The sequence below is a fragment of the Shewanella sp. SACH genome (assembly GCF_001887095.2).
In the GTDB taxonomy this organism is placed as follows: Bacteria; Pseudomonadota; Gammaproteobacteria; order Enterobacterales; family Shewanellaceae; genus Shewanella; species Shewanella baltica.
On sequence record NZ_MPDG02000003.1, the window covers coordinates 224,450 to 244,354 of the forward strand.

A 19,905-nucleotide genomic window follows, 5' to 3' on the forward strand; every position below is an offset into this window, starting at 1 on the left:
CGCACTTAATCAAAGCTAAAGCACACACTGACTGCAGTAAACACCTAAAACAACCGCCAACGAGACCCCGACATGGCTCATTCAAACTCCGCTAGCTCGCAATCGATAACGCCAATGATGACGCCACTGGAAGTGTATCGCGCCAAAGTGAGCGAAAATCTAATTGACGATCCGGCGCAACAACAGGCGGTGTTGGCGCTCGATATGTTATTTAAACACTTGATGCCACAATCCTATTCAGCTCGCCTCTCCCATTCACAATCCATCAAAGGCTTGTATCTGTGGGGTGATGTCGGTCGGGGTAAAACCTTTCTGATGGATTTGTTTTTCGATTGTTTGCAGAGTGATGGCAAGTTAAGACTGCATTTCCACCGCTTTATGGCACGGATACACAATGCACTGCGTGAGCATTCGGGTAAACGCGATCCGTTAACCCTGATTGCTAAAAATCTCGCGAAAGAGTGCAAGGTGCTGTGTTTCGATGAATTTTTTGTCTCAGACATTGGCGATGCCATGATACTCGCAGGGCTATTTGAGTGCCTATTCGAACAAGGTGTGGTGCTGGTCGCGACCTCTAATATTCCTATTGAGCGCTTATATGAGAACGGCTTAGCCAGACACAGATTTTTACCTTGTATCCAACTGCTGCAAACACACACGCAAATGCTGCATCTCGATGGCAACCAAGACCACAGGATGCACGCCATCAATGCCGCATTAAACAACGAGATTGCCGTTGATAGCGCTGAAATGAGTACCTCGATTTCCCGCAATATCGGCATTACCGGAACACTCGATTTTGAGCAGATTTTTGACAAGCTAGTGAATGGGTTAACGCCAAATGCGCTCAGTATGAGTGCTATTGGCATTAGCGATACTGGCATTAGTAGTACTGGCATTAGCGGTTCTAGCATGAGTGATAGCAGAATGAGCAATGCTAGCCTCACCATCTGCAACCGTGAAATCCCAGTGATCCGCGCAGCTTTAGAGCCCATAGACAACGCTGTTGCTTGGTTCAACTTTTATGCCCTGTGTGACGGCCCGAGATCCCAACTCGATTACATCGAAATCGCCAGTCGATTTAAGATCTTAATGGTGAGCGGCGTTCCCAAATTAGGCGGCGAAGTGAAAGGCTGGATCCGTGCCCGCGGCACGGAGGACGGCACAGGAGAAAACCAAGCCGCAACTACGGGCGAGCGCAAACTCTCCTACGCCGCCAACGACGACCCTGCGCGACGTTTTATCAGCTTAATTGATGAGTTATACGATCAAAATGTCAGCCTCTATCTCAGCTGCGACGTGCCACTGAGCGAACTCTACCAAGGTGGCGCACTTAGTTTTGAATTCCGCCGCACCTACAGCCGATTAATAGAAATGAGCCGACATGAATTAGCGTAAAAAAATTGATTCTTTATCGCTTTGCAGAGACAAGGAATTATCGCTTTTCAGAGACAAAAAAAGAGACAATAAATAAGTACCAAAATTTTGCTCAAACTATTATTGGACAATCATTAGCAAAAAAATAAAAACGTCCAAAGGAACAGTGGATTACGAAGTCACTTATACAATCAGAATAGCAAAAGCTTGAATAACACCTTTAAAACGACAGACATGACACATGAGCCTAAAGACCTAGATTGCCAATCTAAAACCTTATCAAATCAGCACAAAACTTCACTTTAACCATTTAAAATCAAAAAACTAATCACAGCTCACTCCTTTATTTAGACTACTAACCTTAATAAAACCAGAGGCATTACTCCACTCAATTCAGCAATACGGTTTGCTAACCTAGATATTTAAGGTACGGTATAACTTAGTTTCAATTATGCTAATTTACGCCCTATAGGTTTTAATCAATTAAATTTACACTCTACGACAAGAAATTTTAAAAATATAATCTATAGTGTATTAAACCAAAGACTCATAGTTCCGACTCTGCGCAATAACGCTTAGTTTTAAAGTTAGGAAGCATAAGTTCGACTTTATTTACTCGAACTTTATGGCTCGACTGCAGTAGTTCGAAAGTATTAGCTCAAAGACAGTTAAGAACGACCTTAGACGGAACTAATTTAAATACAGGGACGATTCGCTTATGTGGTTACGACAAATTAAAATTGGCTCACGACTCATTACTGCGTTTGGCTTACTCGGTCTAGTCTTGTTACTTCAGGGGCTGATGTCATTACAAACTATGTCATCCATGCGAGTCTCCTCAGAAGAAATTGAAAAAAATACCCTGCCGACACTCGTCACGCTATCGAGCATCAATCTTAACGTGATGCGCGCTAGGGTATTTACATTTCGTCTATTACTCGCCGATTCGGCGGCTGAGCGTGACAAAGGGCTCGAAACCTTAAGGCAAATTCGCGAGAACATTAAAACGGATCAAAAGGCCTACGAGCCTTTAATTAGTTTGCCTGGTGAGCAAGCCCTCTATCAGGATTTTAGTCATAATTTAGAGCTGTATTTACAGAATCAAGATCAAATGATCAGTAAGTTGCAGGCCAATGACACGACTGAAGCTAAACGGATAATGGATGAAGTGATGACGTTACAAGCTGATAAAATAACTAAAACGCTTATCAGCATTGGCGACTTAAATACCGAATATGCAGGCAAACAGGGCGAGATCACAGCACAAGCCTACGAGGAAAGTAAGCTACTCAACAGCGTAGTGATAATAGCCTCCTTGATTGCCGCATTTGTCGTGGCCACACTCTTAACCCGCAGTATTGTGCAGCCGATGAAAGAAGCAGTAGATATTTCAGTGACGGTCGCAAGCGGTGATTTAACGCAGAAAATCCGTACAGATGGCAATGATGAAACCAGTCAGCTGATGCGTTCATTAGCAGGGATGCAGCAGAACCTGCGCGATACCTTATCCCACATCGCAAACTCCTCTAACCAACTCGCCTCCGCCGCCGAAGAACTCAATTCTGTGACTGAAGATGCTTCCCGCGGTATACAGCAACAAAATGATGAAATACAACAGGCTGCAACCGCAATTACCGAGATGAGTTCGGCGGTGGATGAAGTCGCTAATACCGCAGTCCTCGCTTCAGAGGCCTCAGAAGAAACCGCCCGCAATACTGAATTAGGTAAAAAACAGGTAGATCAAACCGTCGCCGCCATTATCGACATGAATCAGGATGTGACGCAAAGTTCACAAATTGTCCAAACCTTAGCCATGCAAGCTGTCGATATTGGTAAAGTTTTAGATGTGATCCGCGCAATTGCCGAGCAAACGAATTTACTGGCCCTCAACGCAGCCATTGAAGCGGCGCGAGCGGGCGATACTGGCCGTGGTTTTGCGGTCGTTGCCGATGAAGTGCGCGCGCTAGCCCACCGTACTCAGTCTTCGACCCGTGAAATTGAAGATATGATCAACAAGATCCAGCACGGCACCGAAACCGCTGTGCTATCGATGCAGCACAGTGGCCAAAAGGCAGAGCAAGCACTCGCTGTCGCAAGGCTCGCTGGGGATGCATTAAACACGATTAACGCTCAAATCAGTACGATGAATAACAGTAATATGGTCATCGCAAGCGCCGCCGAAGAACAAGCGAAAGTCGCCCGTGAGGTTGATAAAAACATTGTTAACATTAGCGATCTCGCCAGCCAAAGCGCCGCGGGAGCGCAGCAAACCAGTGCATCGGCACATGAACTATCAAGGTTAGCAGTTGAACTGAACAACCTACTGACGCGCTTTAAGGTGTAAAGTCGCCAAGTAAAGTCGTCTCGATTTAAGGTCAAAAGTCTCGCTTTCGATTTGAAGTCAAATCTCGTTTTACAAGGGAACCAGAGGGTAACGCACAAGATGTGCGAAAAAACGTTACCCTCAATGTATCACCACATCTTTAACTTAATAAAATCATTCAGTATCAAAAACATGAACTCAGCTAAGACCGAGTTTGCGGCGCATGATTAAAGTGCATAGCCAGTTCACTGATATCGGCGGCAACCCATTCTGGCTCGATACACTCGGCCAAATGCGCCGCCATAAAGTCCACCAGCTGCATGGCAGCATAGGGCAAGCGTCGATCTTTGCGGCCAACCAGATACCAGTTACTTTCGAGCGGAAAACCCGTTACCGGCAAAATAGCCGGTTTTTCGCGCCCTTCTTGCAGCGTGTGCGCCGAAATCACTGACAAGCCTAAGCCAGACGCGACGCTTAGGCGTATCGCCTCATTGCTCTCAATTTGCATAGTGTCACTAAGCGTGATGCCTTGACCGCTGCACCAAGACTCGAACATCAAGCGGGTGGCAGAACCTGGCTCGCGCACGATAAAACGCTCATGTTTGAGATCGTTAAAATTCACTTGCTCACGGCCCACCGCCCAATGATCTTTTGGCGCAATCAATTGCAGCGGATTTTTAATGATCCGCGCAGATAGCACGTTATCGCCACTAGGAGGATGACTAAACAGATATAAATCATCCTCTTGGTGCTCAAATCGGCCCAACACATGGGCACGGTTACCTATGTTTAAGGTCACTTTAACCTGCGGAAACTGCCGATAAAAAGCCCCTAAAATCCGTGGTAACACGTATTTGGCGGTAGTGACGATACCGATATTAATATGCCCGACGCTGCCACCTTTGGCCTGCTGCATAAAGGCATCGAAATCCTCAAAACGACTCAAGGTATCGCAGGCGGCGCGGTAGAGTTCATTGCCAATCAAGGTCGGTAACATGCGGCCATCACGACTCTCAAGTAACGGCTCACCCAATACATCGGCCAGCTTTTTAAGCTGTAATGACACTGTGGGTTGGGTTAAATGCAAGGCCCTCGCCGCTGCGGAAATATTGCCTAACCGCACCACTTGCACATACACCTGCAGCAAACGGAAACTCAAGTGCCGCAATTTAAGCTGAGTCGATGACGAACGCTTATCCATAGACAATTATCTATACCTAAGTGGTAAACAATTTATTTTTCAATATAACCAATTAGGTCCAAAATCACCAGCCATCAGGATCACCCGACAATTAAGCCTGTTTTACACGGCTTAAAAATCAAACTTAATGAGATACTTATGCCCGATATTGTCATTGCCTTTTTCGCCTTAGGCTTGTTAGCTGGCCTAGTGAAGTCAGATCTTAAAGTCCCCCCCGCGATCTACGAAACCCTATCCATACTGTTAATGCTCACTTTGGGCTTAAAGGGCGGAATGGCGCTCCACGGTCACACCCAAAACTTAGTGATCACTGAGCTGTTAGCGGTTGTTGCTTTAGGCTTTATTATCCCCTTGGCCCTATACCCAGTGTTAACTCGGCTGGTTCGCATTGGTCACACAGATGCCATTAGCATTGCCGCCCATTACGGCTCCGTTAGCGCGGGAACCTTTGCGGTGGTGATGGCTATGGTGGAAAAATCAGGGTTGATATTAAGACCCGAAACCACCCTGTATCTCGTGCTGCTGGAGCTGCCGGCGATCGTCGTGATGCTCTGGCTACACAGGTACTTAAGCGCCAAAAAAGCAATTGAAACATCACCCAAGAATGAAACTCAATCGAGCGTATTGCACGAAGCGTTAACCAGCCGCGGCGTTGTCTTACTCGTGGGTGGAGTAGTGATAGGTTGGCTTTACGGCCCAACGGGGCTTGCGCCGCTCACACCTGTGCTACTAGGCGGATTCAAAACTTTACTGGCATTATTTTTACTGGAAATGGGCTTAGTGACGGCCAAAGTGTGTTTGCCGCTACCACTAAAACAATGGCGCTTATTGGTGTTCGCCGCCGTAACGCCCTTTGTATTGGCTTGGTGCGGTATTGCCGTAGGATTATGGTTGGACTTACCTTCTGGCAGCATTTTAGTGCTAGCGGCATTAAGTGCCAGTGCATCTTATATCGCAGCGCCTGCGGCCATTCGAGCCGCAATACCCGAAGCTAATATCGGACTGGCTATGCTGGCCTCACTCGGCATTACGTTCCCGGTTAACGTGTTAATTGGCCTACCTTTATATCAACACTGGGTCATGCTCATTACGGCTTAATGGTGCAGTTTAGTACTTCTTCGCCGAATAAAAACCAATGAAAAGGGAGACATTATTGTCTCCCTTTTCATCTTGCTTAAGCACACATGATTTAAGGCGCATCATTTAGTGCACATAATTTAAGGCGCATCACTGTGGTGCGCGGCTTTATCCTGATACATGGCTTTATCGGCGGAATCTAACAGATCCTCTAAGCTCACATCAGAATCTGGCGTCCAATGGGCGATACCAATACTGGTCGCTAAGCTATGTTGCTTAGGATGCTGTTGATTATATTGCTCAAGTAATTGCTTAAAACGCTCAATCACGCGATCGACTGTATCTCTATGCACAAAACTTAATAGCACCACAAACTCATCACCGCCAAGCCTTGCAATCACATCCGACTCCCTAAAAGCGGTCATCAAGATATGGGCAAAATCGTATAAGACTTGGTCGCCCTTGAGGTGACCAAAGTTGTCATTCACTTCCTTAAAGAAATCGAGATCGAAGAAGAGTAAGGCCGCCTCAGATTCGGTACGTCGACAACTCGCCAGCGCCTGATGGGCCAGTAACTCAAATCCACGCCGATTCGAAATCGTGGTCAAAGGATCTAAGGTGTTTTGCGCGATAGAGAGTAATTCCGCCTCTACCATTTCACCTAAATCCGTCAAGGTTTCAATATCTACAGCTGTAAACTCTCGCGGTTCAGTGCCGATTAAACACAAGGTCCCTACTCGATATTGCCTGTGAATGGTTAAGGGATAGCCAGCGTAGAAGCGAATATGCGGCTGCTCGGTCACCAGAGGATTGTCACTAAAGCGCGGATCTTTGAGGGCGTCGTTCACGATAAAAATATCGTCTTGATTGATCGCATGGCCACAAAATGAAATTTCCCGTGGTGTTTCAGTCACCTCCAATCCTTGGCGAGATTTAAACCACTGCCGCTCGGCATCCACTAAGGTCACAACACAAGTCGGCAAGGAGAAAATTCTGCGCGTGAGCCGAGTGATACGATCGAAACGTTCCTCGGCATCGGTGTCGAGCACATTGAGTGCGCGTAACGTGGCCAAACGTTGCAGCTCGTTTTCAGGGATAGTAGGTAATTGCATGGTGCTCTCTGCTAACTGCTCTCATTAAACTCTAGCCTAAATTGTGCATTCTTGCGGTGTTAAGGCTGATATTCGTTTCAGCCTTACTCCCTTTAAATGACTGTATAGATGACTGTACTATTCAAGCACTGCGCGATAGATATTGAGCACTCGCTCGGCATGTTCCTCAACCTCTAACACAGGTAACTGCCCCGCCTTTTGTTGCAGAGTCAGGCGATGATTTTCATCCCTGAGCAAGCAATAGGTTTGGGTTAAATGCTGGGCACTCATCATAGGTAAGAGTTCAAGCTCAGCCAACACCCCAAAAATCCGCACATTGTCAGACCAAATCGTCAACTCAGGATACTCATGGGCATTAGCCAGCACTAAGTACTGGGCGATAAACTCGATATCTGCAATACCGCCGGGACTCTGTTTTAGATCAAACATGCCATCACTAGCTTTGAGCAAGTGATCACGCATCTTCTGACGCATCTCACGTACCGCTTTTTGCAGCTCAACTTTATCCCGTGGTTTTTCTAATATCGCAGCACGAATTCGGCTAAATTTGACCGCTAAACTATTGTCGCCGAAAACAAAACGCGAGCGCACTAAGGCTTGATGTTCCCACGTCCACGCCTCGTTAGCTTGGTATTCGCCAAAGCGTTCAATCTCACTGACCATCAAACCCGAGGCGCCAGAAGGACGCAAACGCATATCCACTTCATACAACTCACCCGAAGTGGTACGAGTAGAGAACAAATGCAGAATACGCTGGGCGAGTTTGAGGTAGAAATGGCCGACTTCAATCGGCCGTTCACCATTGGTCTGGCTGTTATCTGCTTTGTTTTCACACAGGAAGACTAAATCGAGATCGGAGCCGTAACCCAACTCTATCCCGCCAAGCTTGCCATAACCGACAACGGCAAAGCCAGTGTCACTGCCCTCAAGGTGAGCGGGCACGCCGTGACGCACTGAAACCTGTTGCCACGCCTGCATCACCACTTGTTCTATGATGGCTTCGGCTAAAAAGGTTAAGTGATCGCTCACTTGCATCACGGGTAAAACCCCAGTGACATCGGCGGCGGCGATTTTAAGTTGTTGTGACAGCTTAAATTGTCGCAGCGCTTCCATCTGCTGCTCCATATCATCCTCGGGCACCCGCAACATGTACTGACGCAGCTCGCTAGGATAATCATCGATGGAGGTCGTGTCATAAAGCTGCGAGGGATCGATAAGCTCATCGAGCAGCATGGGAAATTTAGCCAACTGTGCGGCAATCCAAGGACTGGCGCAGCACAGGCTCACTAACTGTTGCCGCGCGCCAGGGTTTTCACATAAAAGCTCAAGGTAAGTGGTACGAGTTAAAATCTGCTCCAGCACCTTAGACACGGGCTCAAAGGCAGCCGATGGACTCTGTTGATTAATCAACTCTTCCAATAATCTTGGCATTAATTTATCTAAGGTTTCGCGCCCGCGTGGACCAATAGAACGCTTAGTGACAGTCTCACGCCAGCTGCTGAGCATAGGGCACAGCTTGTCATCGTCGATTTGCTGTTCGGCCAATAGCGCGACGGCATCATCAGCATCTTGCACATGCCACAGCTGCGCCGTCCAGTGTTCGGCTTTTTCTTCGCCTTCTTCACCGCCCACGGTGGCTTTAAAGTGACGATGGATTTTGCTCATTGCCGCTTCAATATGGGTGCGTAAATCAACCTCGTTTGCCATATCGAGCACATGGCACAATCGCGCCCAATCCAGCGGATTATTCGGCAAGGTTTGGGTTTGTTTATCGTCTATGGCTTGCAGTAAATTCTCCACTCGGCGCAGCAGTAAATAGCTGTGTTTAAGCTCATCGACCGCCAAATATTCAAACTGCCCTAAGCTGTAGAGCGTATCGATAGCGCCGAATAAACTCTGCTGACGCAGCGCAGGCTCGCGGCCACCACGAATTAATTGGAAACTCTGCACCACGAACTCGACCTCACGAATACCGCCCGCGCCGAGTTTAATATTGTCGGTCAAATGACGGCGACGCACTTCTTGGGCGATGAGTTGCTTCATTTTTCGCAGGGATTCAATCGCTGAAAAGTCGATATAGCGGCGATACACAAAGGGTCTGAGCAGGCTGTGTAATTCATCGGAGAAATGGCTCCAAGGTCCGAGCGCACGCGCCTTGACCATGGCATAGCGTTCCCAATCTCGGCCCTGTTCTTGGTAATAATCCTCAAGACCACTAAAACTCACCACCAGCGGCCCACTTTCACCGTAGGGGCGCAAACGCATATCCACGCGGAACACGAAACCATCGACGGTAACTTGGTCGAGCAAGTTCACTAGCCTTTGTCCCATGCGGATAAAAAATTGTTGATTGTCTAAACTGCGACGACCACCGACGGTTTCACCATGCTCAGGGAAAGTGAAAATCAAGTCGATATCAGAGGAGAAATTGAGCTCGCGGCCGCCTAATTTGCCCATGCCTAAAATCAGCAATGGCTGTGCATTGCCTTCTTTATCCATCGGCGTGCCGTATTGGGCGCACATATCTTTATAGAGCCAGTCGCGGGCGCAAATCACTAACGCTTCGGCAAGCGCCGACAGATCGAGCAGGGATTCCTCTAAACTGGCGTAGTCTAAAAAGTCACGCCAAGCTAAGCGCACCATTTGGTAGTTACGAAACCGTCGCAGGCTGGCTTTTGCCATCTCTTCAGTTGTGGCGCTGCTCAGCACTTCGTGTAACTCAAGATCAAAGTTTTTACGCTCAATCAAGCTTAACTCGCCGGCAAACAGCCTGTTAATCCACTCGGGATGTCGGCATAACTGGGCCGCCACGTAATCACTGAGCCCTAGAACCGTTTTGAGTTCTTGCTGCTGGGCAGGTGTTAATTGTGCTAGTCCTTCGGACCATACTTCCTCTAACCGCAGCCAGTTGTGCTCAGCGGTTTGATTAACGAGAATAGACAATGACTTATTACTGTCTTTTTGCATGGTCATAATAATCCCTAACAAATTTAGCTATCGACATATTATGTCGTAAATGATATAGATTGACGCCACATCATGTTATGTTCGACGAGACTTGCAGCTACCTGATGTAGCACACAAATAAAGGTATTCCCTTTTATCTGTGGCATTTAAGGGTACTATAACCTGCGCAGCAGGCATATTGGGCAAGCAGATTATTATTGCCTGCGAGTATTTGAGTTTTATTTCATTACCATTTGGAGAAAACATGGCAGGAATGCTAACCCGTGTTCTCACATCGATCCTCTTTTTAGCCGTTATGCTATCGCTGACGGGATGTGGCGATGAGAGACCGGATAAAATCGCGAAGTATCAACAACTCACGCAGCAACGTCTCGCTACGCTCACGACAATGATCGATGACGGGCAGTTGCGTAACGCTAACCTCTTAAAACAATACACCACACTGTTAAAGCAGCAGAAACCTGATTTAGCCCCATTACTTGATGAATTAGCAAAGGATTCTGGCACCCAAGGTCCCATGTATACCTCGCTGAAACGTCGATTAGATGAGTCGAAAGTGGCGAGTAACTTTGCCGATCTCGATCAACAGCTGGCCGAAGCGGAAAATCTTTATCAAGCCGCTGATCCCAGTTTGTTTAACGATATGTTGTCCGACCCTGTCAACGTGGTCGCCGATATGTCCGACGGCAAGCTAGCCCGCGTGAATGCGATTAGCCGTGAGGCCGCAACATTAGCCAATGGCGGCGAAGATTTTGGTCCAGGCAGCCAGCTCGTTGGTAATCCGTCTTACGGTAACTGGCAAACCGACTCGAGCGGCACTTCGTTTTGGGCTTGGTATGGCATGTATTCGATGTTTTCGAATGTCTTCAATCGCCCAGTTTCCTACGATCGTTGGTCGGGTAACCGAGGTTACAGCTATTACAATGACGTAGGTCGTTATCGCTATACCTCACCCAAACAAGCGGATGCGCAAAATAAGACCTTCGAACAAACGAAAAAACGTTTCGATTCCCAAGGTAAGCGCTTCGACAGCCCTTATGCCAAACCGCGTACCGGTGGCACGGCGTTATCCCGTGAAAGTACCAGCACGCCCAAGGCCAGCAACACCACGAGCGCAAGCAAGAGTTCGAGTAGTAAGTTCCGCTCTAACTATGCTAAAGACAGCAGTTTCCGTAATTCCAGTAATCGCACGACCCGCAGTGTGCGCCGGGGCAAGTAACTAAGGATTTCCAATGACACTATTTCAGGATTTCGGTATCACACCAGAGCTAGCCATCATTCTGGCTATCGATCTCACCATAGCCGTAATTTTGCTAACGCTGATGCGTTATTTGCAAGGTTGGAGCGTAAAGGTTAACAGCAGTAAAGAACTGGCGGAGCGTGATAACTTTGCCTTCGGTATCAGTACCGCGGGCGCCGTTGCCGCACTGGGTATAGTGCTAACGGGCGCTATCACTGGTGCTGCTGCGCACTCTTATCTGAATGAAGCCATTGGCATGAGCGCCTACGGTTTATTCGGCTTAGTGCTGATTAAACTGGGTCGTTTCCTCCACGATAAGATTGCGTTAAACGAGTTCGATAAGAACGAGCAAATCATCAAAGGTAATGTGTCTGTCGCGATTGTCGATGCCAGTGCCGCCATCGCCACTGCGATTATTATCCGCGCCGTGTTGTTATGGGCAGAAGACTTAACCCTAGATACCTTTATCGCTATCTTCAGCGCCTTTGCGATTTCGCAGTTGATGTTAGTGCTACTGACGCGCTGGCGTGAAAACCGTTTTGCGAGCCGCAATCAAGACTCGTCAATGCAGCAAGCCTTAGTACAAGGTCATACGGCATTAGCACTGCGTCATGCGGGTTATATGATAGCAATGGCGCTGAGCTTTAACGCTGCCAGCCACTTTATTATATTCAATCCAACGGCTTATGTGACTAACGTGATCGGTTGGTTAGTGTTCTCAGTCATCATGCTGATCGCGCTTTCCTTACTGCTGTTCGTGGTGAAGAAACTGGTATTAGCCCGTATCGATTTAGCCGATGAAGTAGAAAGACAACACAATATCGGCATCGCCGCCGTTGAAATGGCGATCAGTATCGCTATCGCACTTATCCTCACGGCACTGATGGCCTAATCGAATGCAAGAAACCAGCTTAACCCCCTCGGCGGCTAAACCTAGCCGCCTAGGTTGGTTCGACGATGTCCTATTATTGGGCATCATGGCCGTATTAGCAGGCTGCGGCCTGATTTACGAATATCTTTTATCCCACTATGCGGGGCGCATTTTAGGCGCATTAGAAGCCGCCATCTACACCATGATTGGCTTGATGATAGTCTCCATGGGGTTAGGTGCCTTCGCCGCCCGTAAGATCCGTGATGCCTTTACCGGTTTTGTGATCTTAGAACTCACAGTCGCACTCTGTGGCTCACTCGCCATTTTAATCACAGCGGCGGTGATTGGTTTCGGCCAACAACTGCCCTTGATAATTGCCAACACCTTAGGTTTACCGCCAGATCAACTGCCTGAAGGCGGCATGATAGGCTCGCTGCAAAAACTTAGCGAATACTTACCCTATGTGTGGGGCGTGTTACTGGGCCTGATGATTGGTATGGAAATCCCACTGATCGCCAGGGTGCGCCAGTCACTTTCTGACGAGCATTTGCTGCACAATGCGGGGACAATTTACGGCGCCGATTACATAGGCGCAGGCATAGGTGCCGCCATTTGGGTGGGCTTTATGCTCGCCATCGATATCCAACTTGCCGCTGCCTTAACCGCCAGTTTTAACCTGTTGGCGGGTTTTGTGTTTATCTGGCGCTTCTGGCCTAAAATCCGCCGCCCTAAACTGCTTTTAACTGGGCATTTTATCGTGACTGGCATTTTACTCGTGTTAGCCATCCACGGCCCACGCTGGGAGCAAGAATTCAATAATTTGCTCTATAAAGACAAAGTGGTTTACGCCAAGGCGACACGTTTCCAACAGCTGACCTTCACCGAGCGACTGCGCGGTAACGGTCTGCCGCCCGTTTATGCGTTATACATCAATGGTCGCTTACAGTTTTCTAGCATAGACGAACACATCTACCATGCGTTTCTTGTGCACCCTACACTCGCAGCCAGTGCCCGCCATAACAAGGTGTTGATCATTGGCGGCGGCGATGGACTCGGTCTTAAGCAAGTGTTGCGCTGGGAGCCTGAGCAAGTGACGCTGCTCGATCTCGATGTCGGCCTAGTGCAATTATTTAAGTCGCCCGATACGGATATGCCCGAGCGTTTGAGCCGCGCTATGTTGACGCTCAACGGCAATGCGCTAAACGATCCCCGTGTCACTGTGATCAACGACGATGCATTTAATGGCGTCGATAAGCTGATTGCAACAGGCGTGAAATACGATGCAATTATCGTGGACTTGCCCGATCCGAGCCATCCCGATCTTAATAAGCTGTATTCGGATTATTTCTACCGTAAATTAAAGGAACTTATGAGCAGTGATGGCGCTCTGACTGTACAGTCAACATCGCCTTACCATGCCCCTAAGGCCTTTATTTCGGTAGCAAAAACCTTGGCATTGGCAGGATTTGACGTCAAACAGTACCACCATAATGTGCCCAGTTTTGGCGAATGGGGCTGGAGTATAGCCACCGCAGGCGGACTCGATGCACAACACAGATTAGCTAAGTTAACTGAGCTGCCCATCAGAGATGACTGGCTCACCTTAGGTTTAGTGGATGGCGCCTTTGAGTTTCCAGCAAATTTTTATCAAGATGCCGCCAAAATAAAACCCAATGAATTGGGTTCGTTGCAGCTGTATCACTACCATTTGCAAGATTGGTCCGAGAATCAGGGACTGAATCTTTTTTAATAGGATGAGATAGTGCTTGACATATTATGTCCCAGTGCTATCTTTGAACACAGACATAATATGTCAATAAGGACAAATATGAATATCCATACCATTGCCAATCACCTCAACAGTCTTGGCAACACCAGCCAAACTGGCTTTCAATTTGATTGTTATCCAATCGATGGTGAAGTCGAAGTGTTGCAAGTGAATGTGGTTGGCCGTGAAGAAATCCCGGTATTTGTATCGGTGACGGACAACCAAGTGCTCTGCATCAGCTACCTGTGGGGCGAGAACGAAGTAAACCAAGATCGTCGCAGTGAAATGTTTGAAACCATGCTAGAGCTCAACATTCCAATGCCTCTGTCATCCTTTGCAAAAATTGATGACAAATACGTAGTTTACGGTGCGCTATCACTACAATCTAGCATGCTCGAAATCGAGCAAGAATTATCAGTTTTATCCGATAACTGTTTAGAAGTTATCGATGAAATGGTCGATTATCTGAAATAAGGAGCCACAAAATGGGCATTCTGAATAAAATTTTAACAGCGTTTCGTGGTGGTGCTACCGAAGTGGGTCAAGGCATCGTTGACGCAAACTCAACCCGTATTTTCGAACAGGAAATCCGTGACGCAGAAAAGCATTTAACCAATGCTAAACGTGAACTGACCGATGTTATGGCGAAAGAAATGCAAGCCAGCCGTGAAATCGACCGCCTGAAACGTTCGATTGCCGAACACGAAGGTTATGCGACTCAAGCGTTGGACAAAGGTAATGAAGCCTTAGCAATTGAAATTGCAGAGAAGATTGCCGAGTTAGATCAAGAGCTGTCTGAGCAACAAAGCGCCAACGATAGCTTTAGCGCCCATGCTGCACGTTTGAAAGACTTAGTGAAGAAAACCGAGCGCCAACTGTCTGATTATCAACGTCAGCTGAGCATGGTTAAAACCACTGAAAGCGTGCAAAAAGCCACGGCAACCATTACTGATTCGTTCGCGTCTAGCAACTCTAAGCTGCTGAACGCTAAAGATTCACTCGAGCGCATCAAGGCACGTCAGCAGCAGTTTGACGACCGCCTGAAAGCGGCAGAAACCTTAGCCGATGAAAACAGTGACAAGTCACTGCAATCTAAGCTAGCCGAAGCCGGTATTGGTGAGCAAAAGTCGAATGCAAATGCTGTGCTAGACCGAATCAAAGCACGTAAAAGCTAAGCAATGATTGACCGAATGCCGAGTCTCAGTGGGATCATCACCCCCTACTGACCTCGGCATTTTTTTGTTTCATCCGCATAAAATAATTGACCACTATTGCCCGTTACGATCCGCAGCTAATCGATTTGAAGCCGCACGCGAGCATAGTCAGCAGGAGTCACTATGGGATTTTTCAATAGTATTTTTGGTAAGAAAGCAGCGCCACAGCGCGAGCTCAATCACCCATCCCAGCTCAATGTGGGCGACATGATCTCAATTGATGACAGTTTTGCCCTGCCGCCACAACTTCGTGGTCAACAATTGAGGGTCGAAGCCGTACATACCTACGAGTCTGAACGTAAACAGCAAACCGAATGGTTACTCAAAGGTCATGGCAGCGATACACTCTTTTTAAGTATCGAAGAAGACGACGAAACCTATCTCGCCTTTTCGATTAAGATTTCCCGCGCCCAAGTGGAACAGTTATTCGATCTTGAGCAGTTCAGCGCCCTGTTCGATGAACCGGGTCATGCCGAGTTAACCACTCAAATATTACCGGCAGACTTAGCGGAACAACTGGAACAATGGCTTGGAAAGCAATATCACCAAGTGACGTTTGCCGCTTTTGGCTATTTCCATCGTCAAGATTACCGCGGTCAAAAACCACCACAAGACGCCAATGGCGCCACGGGTGAGCCCTTCGAGTACTATTTACTGCTCGATGACGACGAAAGCTGCGCCGTCGAAGTGGAAGTCTACGAAGGTGGCGACACTGATGTTGTCTTGACCCTATATCGTCCACTGACGGATATTCGAGATTACTGGCCAGCGAAATAACCCAAAAATAAGATAAAGTGCGTGCTCGCACTTTATCGATAATCCCAATACAATCTCACAGATAAGCGCTAGAAACGGTTGATAGCAATAGGTAATACGCCATGAGTAAAACCAAACACCCTCTCCCCGAGCAATGGTTGAAGAACCAACAAGCCGCAAAAGCAACGCAAGTGGCCTTCGATCTCGATGAAAAATTTCAATACTCAATTCGTAAAGCCGCGTTAGATGCAGGCGTGAGCCCTTCGGATCAAATTCGCACTATTTTGGGCTTGAGCGTATCGAAGCGGCCATCGCGTCCGCGCCTTACCGTGTCACTCAATGCCGATGATTATGTGCAACTGGCAGAAAAATATGGGTTAAGCGCCGATTCGCAGCTAGAAATTAAACGCCGTGTACTCGACGATTTAGTTCACTTTGTGGATGAAACCTAACGCCGCAATCACTTCACGCGCCAGCCCTTTATGTGAATGGCTGGCGTGATTAATCGACAAATAGCCCTTTTATTGACTAAGACAATTTACTCATAGCCTAAAGTCTTTTACTTTAGTTGAGATATTCGCCGCACTTAACAGGGATCATGTTTGGCATGACAGATAAAACCCCATGGTCACTTCGCACCCTTGGCACCCCTTCTCCATTCGAAATGGCGATGATGCTGTTATCCTTGCTGTCGGTGATCATAGTGCTCGTCATGACCTTCGGTCGCCTCGATAGCGAAACCTACCGCTTACTCTTTTTCGTCGATACCAGCATTTGTATGATCTTCATGATCAACTTCTTTATTGGGTTGGTCCGTGCTCGCGATAAGCGCTTTTTCATTCGGCATCATTGGATTGATTTTATTGCCAGTATTCCGGCAATTGAAGCCCTGCGCATGGCGCGGCTGTTTCAAATACTGCGGGTAATACGCCTGATCCGTATGAGTCGTTCACTGCTGCTTCCGCTGATCAAACAACGTAAACAAGCCACCTTAGCCAGTTTGCTCGTCGCCATGGTGACGATTCTGACCTTGGCCTCAGTGATCATTTTGATCGTCGAAAGCGGCACAGAAGGCGCTAATATCCAAACCGCAGAACAAGCGATTTGGTGGGCGTTAGTGACTATTTCTACTGTCGGTTACGGCGATTATTATCCGGTGACGACAGCTGGCCATATCATAGGCGGTATTGTGATTGTCAGCGGCGTGAGCTTTTTCGGGGTGATCTCAGGTTATATGGCATCGGTATTTGTCGCACCCGATGAAACTGAACGTCAGGAACGTCAAGAGGCCCATAAAGCCGAAATCAAATCAGAGCTTGAATTAGCCTTAGCGAGAATGGAAGAAAACCAGCAGAAAATGGAACAAAACCAAGCGCAAATGCTCGCCAAAATTGCAGAGCTTAAACAGGTTATCGAAACCAGAAATAACTGATTTAGCGAAGAATGGGCTAACAATCTGCAAAAGAAAGGGCTCAATCCAATGTGGATTGAGCCCTTAGTATTTTTCAGTGCCGAGCTAGAATCAGTGCAGCGCCAGTCAATAGACTTAGAATCAGTTCAAAGTTATAAACATAACCCTACCAATAGGCCTGTTGCTGCATCGCATTTCGACGCGTCGACTCCATGGCAAATAACAAACTCTGCTGTTTATCTTCCAGCCATTCATTTAAATCGATATCCAACTCTCGGCTCGCATCCTGCACCGCGCGGTAACAGGCTAAGGTTTTAATCCCAAGCACTAAATCTTGCCAAGGTGCGCGAAATGCATCCCGTGATTTCGCTTCATATAAACTGCCATAGGCGTGACCGACTAAGATGCTCTCATCAAGCACTGCAGCCACTTGCAGGTAATTTGCGCTAGTCATGACAGTATTGAGTGGCATCACCTCCACGATTGCCATCCAAGAGGCTTGCTGGGCGCGGTCAGCATGCTGGCGTAAGCTAGGCTGATTGCTGATATCCACTTCACCGGCGCTGACCTTAAGCAAAATCTCGACAATCGCCAGCTGTAATTGACCATATTCAGTTTGCTGCCACAAGGAGAGTAAACGTTCTGTTAGATTCATTTCACTCAGCTGCGCCATGAGCCGCGCTTTAACTTGGGCATGTTGGCCAAGTTTTGCGAATAAGCCCCTTTGGCTCCCAAGCAAGGCGGTTAGCGCCTGTGCTTGCTCGATAAAATCGAGCTGTTTTTCAATAGACATGAATTGACTCGACAGTGTCACATTCAATAATTCGAACTGACTTAAGGTCATCCGCAGTAAACGAATACAGGCGCGCATCCGCCACCACAGCGCCACACAAGCTTCGGGTTTGCTTTCCTCTGCAATCATGCTTTCTAATAATTGCCAACGCTCAAGCGCGGTTTCAAGCAGGATTTGGCAGTTTGCGGTTAAATCCTGTGTAGAAGAATCGCGGGGTTCAGCAAGAGGCAGAAATTCTAACGCGGTTAAATCGAGCGGCTTAGCTTTACCCGCCAATCGATAGCCGCGCTGCGCCTTACTGGCTTTGCCTAAACGCACGGGCACCACACTCGCCACTTGAATTGCGAGTTTAAGTAGCGCTTCGGTATCGCCACTGAGGAGTTCAAACTCTAACTCGCACAGGGCTTCTTGCTGACCATTAGCGGTGATTTCACCTATGTCTAACGCCACTTCGACCACGCTATTATCAATTTGGACATGCCAAGCGCGGCGATAAAAATCGGTGTGAAATATACAGGTCAACTGGGCTTGAGTGGCCGCTAAATCGGCATCGGCTGGCCAAATACTGGCTGGGAATAGACTTAAATCTGGGCTATCAGCTTGGATAGTCACATTATATTCGGGCCGCGAATGAATCCCGCCCACGACTTGTCCTGCGGTTTTTATGGTCTGCTCTCTGTACCCATCGTAACCGCGCACCCGCAATCCCATGTCCCACTGACGCAGTTGTAAGTCAGGGGTGTCGAAGTAACCATTCGCCAAACGACGTTTACCTTGAGGTACGGCATTGTCGAGACTATCTAACTTATTTATCAGGGATTCTTGATATATCGGCAGGAAAAACAGTTTTAATTCAATCTCAGCATTCATTGCGTTACCGCTCATTTTGTCATCAAACATTCATTGATGCGTCATCTTTAGTTCATAATGTCACAAATGTGTCATAAAAATCCCGTAGGATTTGGTTTTGCAGTTGGTATATAACCCGTTAGAATAAACCTGTCGTTTTTTCTGAAAAAACACAGTTTCAATACGCGGACGCATAGGTTAACATGCGCCCGCTTTTTCCAATAATGGAACAATCTAAATAGGTAAACGGCAATGCCAGTAAACTCTATTTTGGGCGTGTTTGCAAAATCGCCAATTAAGCCTCTTCAAGAGCACATGGACAAAGTACACGATTGTGCATCGTTACTCGTCGCCTTTTTCGAAGCCACTATCACAGGTAACTGGGACAGTGCGGTTCAATTACGTAAGCAAATTAGTTTAGCCGAGAAGCAAGCAGATTCACTAAAGCGTGAAATTCGCCTTACTCTGCCAAGCGGTTTGTTTATGCCAGTAGAACGTACAGATTTATTGGAACTTTTAACTCAACAAGACAAGATTGCCAACAAAGCAAAAGATATTTCTGGTCGTGTTATCGGCCGTCAGCTGTTAATCCCTCAGGTCATGCAAGTCCCTTTTATTGCTTATCTACAACGCTGTATTGATGCGGTAGCACTAGCAAAGCAAGTCATTAATGAACTCGAAGATCTGTTAGAAACAGGTTTCCGTGGTCGTGAAGTCGACTTAGTGGCAAAAATGATCAACGAACTCGATATCATCGAAGAAGATACTGACGATCTACAAATTCAGTTACGCCGTCAGTTATTCGCCATGGAATCTGAATTGAATCCTGTCGATGTGATGTTCCTATACAAAACGATTGAGTGGGTCGGTGGTCTTGCAGATCTCGCCGAACGCGTCGGTTCACGTCTTGAGCTTATGCTGGCTCGCGTTTAACAAATAAGGTTAT

At 47.4% G+C, this 19,905-nt stretch carries 16 protein-coding genes; 12 read left to right on the top strand and 4 right to left on the bottom strand.

From position 1 onward, the window contains the following. Positions 1-72: 72 nt before the first annotated feature. Together zapE and BM607_RS15135 are read left to right on the top strand one after the other, a co-directional pair. Positions 73-1,398 carry a cell division protein ZapE gene (gene zapE / locus BM607_RS15130; RefSeq protein ID WP_071940099.1) on the top strand — a complete coding sequence of 442 codons (1,326 nt, stop codon included), beginning with the start codon at positions 73-75 and terminating at the stop codon, positions 1,396-1,398. A gap of 697 nt (positions 1,399-2,095) precedes the next feature. Further along, a complete protein-coding gene (locus tag BM607_RS15135) occupies positions 2,096-3,721 on the top strand; it encodes a methyl-accepting chemotaxis protein (RefSeq protein WP_071940098.1) in 1,626 nt (541 codons plus the stop codon). 181 nt (positions 3,722-3,902) lie between these two features. On the opposite strand, the gene BM607_RS15140 is transcribed toward BM607_RS15135, so the two are convergent. Beyond that, positions 3,903-4,901: a LysR family transcriptional regulator gene (locus BM607_RS15140; protein ID WP_071940097.1), complete on the bottom strand. Its 999-nt coding sequence runs from the start codon at positions 4,899-4,901 to the stop codon at positions 3,903-3,905. A 138-nt stretch (positions 4,902-5,039) separates the two neighbouring features. Between BM607_RS15140 and BM607_RS15145 the strand changes: the two genes are divergently transcribed. Next, positions 5,040-5,999, top strand: coding sequence for a sodium-dependent bicarbonate transport family permease (locus BM607_RS15145; RefSeq protein ID WP_012586902.1), 960 nt, complete (start codon positions 5,040-5,042; stop codon positions 5,997-5,999). A 119-nt stretch (positions 6,000-6,118) separates the two neighbouring features. Here BM607_RS15145 and BM607_RS15150 read toward each other — a convergent pair whose 3' ends face one another. Together BM607_RS15150 and glnE are read right to left on the bottom strand one after the other, a co-directional pair. Beyond that, on the bottom strand, positions 6,119-7,090 hold the full coding sequence (locus BM607_RS15150) for a sensor domain-containing diguanylate cyclase (RefSeq protein ID WP_071940096.1): 972 nt from the start codon (positions 7,088-7,090) through the stop codon (positions 6,119-6,121). A gap of 117 nt (positions 7,091-7,207) precedes the next feature. After that, positions 7,208-10,063 carry a bifunctional [glutamate--ammonia ligase]-adenylyl-L-tyrosine phosphorylase/[glutamate--ammonia-ligase] adenylyltransferase gene (gene glnE / locus BM607_RS15155; RefSeq protein ID WP_071940095.1) on the bottom strand — a complete coding sequence of 952 codons (2,856 nt, stop codon included), beginning with the start codon at positions 10,061-10,063 and terminating at the stop codon, positions 7,208-7,210. Between the two features lie 238 nt (positions 10,064-10,301). On the opposite strand from glnE, the gene BM607_RS15160 reads away from it, so the two are divergent. The 8 genes from BM607_RS15160 to BM607_RS15195 all read left to right on the top strand — a co-directional run bounded on the left by BM607_RS15160 (position 10,302) and on the right by BM607_RS15195 (position 17,338). Continuing rightward, positions 10,302-11,276, top strand: coding sequence for a hypothetical protein (locus tag BM607_RS15160; RefSeq protein WP_012088366.1), 975 nt, complete (start codon positions 10,302-10,304; stop codon positions 11,274-11,276). Positions 11,277-11,289: 13 nt separating this feature from the next. Further along, the gene (locus BM607_RS15165; protein WP_006085958.1) at positions 11,290-12,189 is read left to right on the top strand and encodes a DUF350 domain-containing protein; all 900 of its coding nucleotides are present in this window, start codon (positions 11,290-11,292) and stop codon (positions 12,187-12,189) included. 4 nt (positions 12,190-12,193) lie between these two features. Beyond that, positions 12,194-13,918 (top strand): polyamine aminopropyltransferase, encoded by a 1,725-nt coding sequence (locus tag BM607_RS15170; protein ID WP_087486551.1) that lies wholly within the window; start codon positions 12,194-12,196, stop codon positions 13,916-13,918. A gap of 78 nt (positions 13,919-13,996) precedes the next feature. Beyond that, the gene (locus BM607_RS15175) at positions 13,997-14,410 is read left to right on the top strand and encodes a DUF2170 family protein (RefSeq protein WP_006082925.1); all 414 of its coding nucleotides are present in this window, start codon (positions 13,997-13,999) and stop codon (positions 14,408-14,410) included. An 11-nt stretch (positions 14,411-14,421) separates the two neighbouring features. Further along, positions 14,422-15,111 carry a PspA/IM30 family protein gene (locus tag BM607_RS15180; RefSeq protein ID WP_006082926.1) on the top strand — a complete coding sequence of 230 codons (690 nt, stop codon included), beginning with the start codon at positions 14,422-14,424 and terminating at the stop codon, positions 15,109-15,111. Between the two features lie 162 nt (positions 15,112-15,273). Then, complete coding sequence (locus tag BM607_RS15185; RefSeq protein ID WP_006082927.1) at positions 15,274-15,927, top strand: hypothetical protein; 654 nt, start codon at positions 15,274-15,276, stop codon at positions 15,925-15,927. A gap of 101 nt (positions 15,928-16,028) precedes the next feature. Then, positions 16,029-16,358, top strand: coding sequence for a hypothetical protein (locus BM607_RS15190; RefSeq protein WP_006082928.1), 330 nt, complete (start codon positions 16,029-16,031; stop codon positions 16,356-16,358). 155 nt (positions 16,359-16,513) lie between these two features. Next, complete coding sequence (locus tag BM607_RS15195; RefSeq protein ID WP_006082929.1) at positions 16,514-17,338, top strand: ion transporter; 825 nt, start codon at positions 16,514-16,516, stop codon at positions 17,336-17,338. A 145-nt stretch (positions 17,339-17,483) separates the two neighbouring features. On the opposite strand, the gene BM607_RS15200 is transcribed toward BM607_RS15195, so the two are convergent. Next, positions 17,484-18,980 (bottom strand): CYTH and CHAD domain-containing protein, encoded by a 1,497-nt coding sequence (locus BM607_RS15200; RefSeq protein WP_071940223.1) that lies wholly within the window; start codon positions 18,978-18,980, stop codon positions 17,484-17,486. Positions 18,981-19,211: 231 nt separating this feature from the next. Here BM607_RS15200 and BM607_RS15205 point away from each other — a divergent pair, with 231 nt between their 5' ends. After that, on the top strand, positions 19,212-19,892 hold the full coding sequence (locus BM607_RS15205; RefSeq protein WP_006082931.1) for a TIGR00153 family protein: 681 nt from the start codon (positions 19,212-19,214) through the stop codon (positions 19,890-19,892). Positions 19,893-19,905: the final 13 nt, after the last annotated feature.

What these genes read in the sequence shown, in the direction of transcription:
- BM607_RS15145 (WP_012586902.1), top strand. Translation starts at nt 5,040, where the DNA reads ATGCCCGATATTGTCATTGCCTTTTTCGCCTTAGGCTTGTTAGCTGGC.
- BM607_RS15165 (WP_006085958.1), top strand. Translation starts at nt 11,290, where the DNA reads ATGACACTATTTCAGGATTTCGGTATCACACCAGAGCTAGCCATCATT.
- BM607_RS15200 (WP_071940223.1), bottom strand. Translation starts at nt 18,980, where the DNA reads ATGAATGCTGAGATTGAATTAAAACTGTTTTTCCTGCCGATATATCAA.
- BM607_RS15195 (WP_006082929.1), top strand. Translation starts at nt 16,514, where the DNA reads ATGACAGATAAAACCCCATGGTCACTTCGCACCCTTGGCACCCCTTCT.
- BM607_RS15170 (WP_087486551.1), top strand. Translation starts at nt 12,194, where the DNA reads ATGCAAGAAACCAGCTTAACCCCCTCGGCGGCTAAACCTAGCCGCCTA.
- glnE (WP_071940095.1), bottom strand. Translation starts at nt 10,063, where the DNA reads ATGACCATGCAAAAAGACAGTAATAAGTCATTGTCTATTCTCGTTAAT.
- BM607_RS15140 (WP_071940097.1), bottom strand. Translation starts at nt 4,901, where the DNA reads ATGGATAAGCGTTCGTCATCGACTCAGCTTAAATTGCGGCACTTGAGT.
- BM607_RS15205 (WP_006082931.1), top strand. Translation starts at nt 19,212, where the DNA reads ATGCCAGTAAACTCTATTTTGGGCGTGTTTGCAAAATCGCCAATTAAG.
- BM607_RS15180 (WP_006082926.1), top strand. Translation starts at nt 14,422, where the DNA reads ATGGGCATTCTGAATAAAATTTTAACAGCGTTTCGTGGTGGTGCTACC.
- BM607_RS15150 (WP_071940096.1), bottom strand. Translation starts at nt 7,090, where the DNA reads ATGCAATTACCTACTATCCCTGAAAACGAGCTGCAACGTTTGGCCACG.
- BM607_RS15135 (WP_071940098.1), top strand. Translation starts at nt 2,096, where the DNA reads ATGTGGTTACGACAAATTAAAATTGGCTCACGACTCATTACTGCGTTT.
- BM607_RS15160 (WP_012088366.1), top strand. Translation starts at nt 10,302, where the DNA reads ATGGCAGGAATGCTAACCCGTGTTCTCACATCGATCCTCTTTTTAGCC.
- BM607_RS15185 (WP_006082927.1), top strand. Translation starts at nt 15,274, where the DNA reads ATGGGATTTTTCAATAGTATTTTTGGTAAGAAAGCAGCGCCACAGCGC.
- BM607_RS15190 (WP_006082928.1), top strand. Translation starts at nt 16,029, where the DNA reads ATGAGTAAAACCAAACACCCTCTCCCCGAGCAATGGTTGAAGAACCAA.
- BM607_RS15175 (WP_006082925.1), top strand. Translation starts at nt 13,997, where the DNA reads ATGAATATCCATACCATTGCCAATCACCTCAACAGTCTTGGCAACACC.
- zapE (WP_071940099.1), top strand. Translation starts at nt 73, where the DNA reads ATGGCTCATTCAAACTCCGCTAGCTCGCAATCGATAACGCCAATGATG.